Origin of the sequence: Methylocaldum sp. (assembly GCF_039794385.1) — a bacterium.
Classification (GTDB): domain Bacteria; phylum Pseudomonadota; class Gammaproteobacteria; order Methylococcales; family Methylococcaceae; genus Methylocaldum.
Map to the genome: position 1 here is coordinate 1 of NZ_JBDIVO010000417.1, position 3,606 is coordinate 3,606.

The 3,606-nt window shown below is 60.9% G+C and carries 2 protein-coding genes and 1 riboswitch; both genes read right to left on the reverse strand.

Going from position 1 to position 3,606, the window contains the following annotated elements:
* Window positions 1–21: 21 nt before the first annotated feature.
* Window positions 22–1,881 (reverse strand): TonB-dependent vitamin B12 receptor, encoded by a 1,860-nt coding sequence (gene btuB, locus ABJK70_RS21890; RefSeq protein WP_347259127.1) that lies wholly within the window; start codon window positions 1,879–1,881, stop codon window positions 22–24.
* A 246-nt stretch (window positions 1,882–2,127) separates the two neighbouring features.
* Window positions 2,128–2,353: riboswitch (cobalamin riboswitch) on the reverse strand.
* A gap of 266 nt (window positions 2,354–2,619) precedes the next feature.
* Complete coding sequence (locus tag ABJK70_RS21895; protein ID WP_347259128.1) at window positions 2,620–3,414, reverse strand: DNA/RNA non-specific endonuclease; 795 nt, start codon at window positions 3,412–3,414, stop codon at window positions 2,620–2,622.
* Between the last annotated feature and the right edge of the window lie 192 nt (window positions 3,415–3,606).

Genomic DNA, 3,606 nt, shown 5'->3' on the forward strand with positions numbered 1-3,606 from the left:
ATCCGCCCTACAAAGCTGAAATTACAAGGCATCCGGCGCGTAGCGCACGGTCAGGAAGAAATTCAAGTCGTCCTGATAGAAAAAACGGGCAGTCTGATACTGCTTGTTCAACAGATTAGCCACCCGCCCCTCCAGAGACAAGCCCCGATACAGATCCACGCTGGCGCGCAGATCGACCGTCACGTAACCCGCCAGCCGCTGGGTGTTGGCCACATCGTCGAAACGGCGGCCCTCGCCGTAAACGGTCGTTCCGACCCGAACCGGACCGACCGAGCGGTCCACGTCGAACCGGAACATGGTCTGCGCGCGGCGCGGCAGCCGATTGCCATTATTGGCTCCTTCGGACAGATTTTCGGGATCGATCAGGCTCAAATTGGCCGCGATGTCGAAGCCCCACAGCCGAGTCGAGGCCTGGGCTTCGAGGCCGAGTATGCGCGCCCGGTCCAGGTTTTCGGCGAAGCAGCTCACCTGGCCGCACACGGTGGCGATCATGTCGTCGATCTCCGTGTGATAGCCGTTGAGCGCCCAGGCCACGTCCCAGTGCTGTCCGCTGATTCCGACTTCCCAGCTCTCCGAGGTTTCCGGCTCGAGCATCGGATTGCCGAAACCGGGGAAATAAAGTTCGTTGAAGGTGGGCGCCTTGAAGGCCTTGCCCCAGGACGCGCTTAGGCGAATGCCGTTGTCGAAGCCATAGCCCAAGGCCACATTGCCGGTGGGATAGACGCCGAACTGTTCGTTATCGTCGACGCGCGTACCCAATACCGCGTCGAATCCGCCCAAGGTCAGCTGGTACTGGGCAAAACCGGCCTTGTCGTCGCGCGAATCCACGGCATAGTCGGTCGTGCTGTCGACCTGATCGTTGTAGTAGTCCAGCCCCAGAGTCAAAAGGTGCCCCTCGGCCAACGCGAAATCGTTCTGCCAGGTGACGTTGACCCGCTGAGTGTCGAAAGTGCTGCTGAACCGCCGATCCCTGAAGTTGTCCGACTCGTCCAGGGTGCGGCCTGCCCTGAGGCTCGTGGTCCAGAATTCAAACGGCGAATATTTCAGGCGGCCGCCCACCATTTGCTGCACGAAGGTCGAGCGGTTCTGCAAATTGCCGTCGAACTCGTTCTCGCCTTCCGCGTGCAACAGATTGCCCTCGATTTCCAGGCCGTTGTCGAAGCGGTAGCCGGCGCGAGCGCTGCCCGAAGTGTTGCGATAGCCGTCGTCGTCGGGCTGACGGGTGAAGCAGCCCCCGCCGCCCAAGCTGAAAGGCCGCCCGGCGCATGCGTTGAAGCCGCGCGTTTCCAAACGCGAACCGTTCAGGCTGTACCACGCCCGGTCGTTGCCCCCGGATACGCCGCCGGTAGCCTTGTACATCGAATGGCTGCCCGCGCCGAAGCTCAGGTAAGGCTTGAAACCCTCGCCGCCCTTGCGGGTGAAGATCTGGATCACCCCGCCGATCGCCTCCGAGCCATACAGGCTGGAGCGCGGCCCACGGACGATCTCGATGCGTTCGATCTGGTCGATGGGGATGTCCTGGAAGGCCGTGATTCCGGTAGTGGCCGATCCGGCGCGGACGCCGTCTATCAGTACCAGCACATGACCGGATTCGGTTCCGCGCAGGAACACCGAAGTGGACTTTCCCAGACCGCCGTTGTTGGCGATCGACAGGCCGGGCACGCCACGCAGGACCTCCTGCACGGACTGCGCCTGCCGGCGCTCGATTTCGTCGCGGTCGATGACGGTGACCGAGGCCAGCGATTCCTCGACGCTCCGCTCCGTTCGAGTAGCGGTAACGGTAACGGTTTCGAGCCGGGAAAGATAGGCATCGTCGGCACGGACCGACGGCAGACAAAAAAACAGCAATGCCGCCTCTAGGCAGCGGTTTTCGATTTTCATGTTCGATGACTTCCCCCGAGCACACCCGCGCGGGATAGGATTGCGCAAAGCACACGGAGGAAGCCGCGGACGCATTAGTCCGGGAGGCCGATCGAACGACCGGAGGCTTGCCCTGCGGGGTGAAATACAAGGATGTATTTCTACAGGATTTACCGGAAGCGCTTAGAGTTCCCCCTCCCGTCTGGAGAAGGAGCTGAATGCATAAGTCCTGTCCTAGGTAAAGGCCATCCAGGCGTCGCCCTCCGCGATGCCGACCTGGCTTCAGGCCGGTCTCCGGGCTCGCGAGCGGGGGTCCTCCCCGGAACAGCGCCTTCCCGCGCTCTAAAAGCGCAGTGGCATTGTGCTGTTCCTCAACTCGCTTACCGTTGCGGGGGCAGCGCCGGCCTTGTTCCTCATGAGTCAGGAACGCACCGGCTTCCCGTTTAATCCCGGCCGTAGAGCTCGCCGGGACACCTGAAGCGGTCGGCAGGTTAATCGATGGACGGGAAGGCGTCAATAAAAAGTGAATGGCATAACAATCGGCACACGGCAGGGTGTCGCAAAAGTAAGCCGGGACAACGAAGGAATCCCAGAAATCCATCTGGTGTGCTGGTTCCCAAACTCCCGTTTGGGAACCCGTCTTGAGAAGCTCCTGCTTCTCAGCGCGCGTCCGGTTTCGGGAAGCCAGAGCTTCCCGATATAGCTCCCAAGCGGGAGCATGGGAGCTGACGAAATATAATGAGCCGCACCGTGGACGCCCTACCCCTTGTCGCACCCGATCGGTACTACCCATGACCCTTTCGGCTTCGTGGTCCGTGCGTCGCCGGCAACCGGCAATTTCTCTCGGGTCAGGCGTTCGACATCGGCAACGGTCACGAGATAGCGGTCGAGTTCCTTTTCGACCGCATCCTTCGTGTTCGGCACGATCCACGCGATAGCCCGGCCGTCCCCGCGCACGATCACCTTCCAAAAAGCGTCGGGCGTTTTCACGCCGTGAGATTTCACGAAATAGTCGTCGGCGGGATTGTGTCCCCAGATCACCCCGCCGATCACCAATAGCTCGTCGATATCCCGATAGCACTCGACGATTTCCTCGGTGAGCTTCCATGCACCGCGATTCATCTGGGAAGTCTGCGGCAGGATATTGGTCATGTAGTTGCTCTGCCGGATCGCTACCGCCGAAGTATCGAGATGGTTGGCCGGAACCTGGTGCCCGCGGTCGTAGCCGTGGCCGTAACCCTTCGCGCTGGTTTGCTGGCATTCCTTCGGCACGTAGGGATCAATCTTGAAGTGGTCGGCGCGAGGCTCGCTGCCGTCGTCGCGCTGGGCGTTGTAGCGGAATTTCACCGCGCCGCGCTTCTCGCAGTCGATCCATACCGTGAAGCCTTCGTAGTCGAGGCGGAGCAGGTTTCCTTCGCGGTGAATCTCGGTCGGCGGGATGGCCGTCTTATCGGCGCGCAGCGCGGGATATTCAGGGCTGCCGCCACGGGGAACACCGGTACAAGCGGCAAGCACCGCGGAGAAGATCAGGGGCAGTGAAGCAAGACGTCTCATGGCTCGGAACAAAAAAGCGCGGAGTCTATCAAAACCGCGTGGAACGATCGAACCTTCTTGGAAAGGGCCGTTAAGGAAGCTCCGAACAAGCGGATTCCGTTCATGCCCCTTCGACTCGGCTCAGGACAGGCCTGTCGAAGGACTTAATCAGAGCTTCTTTAACGGCTTAGACACGCCCTACCGGGCATTGAC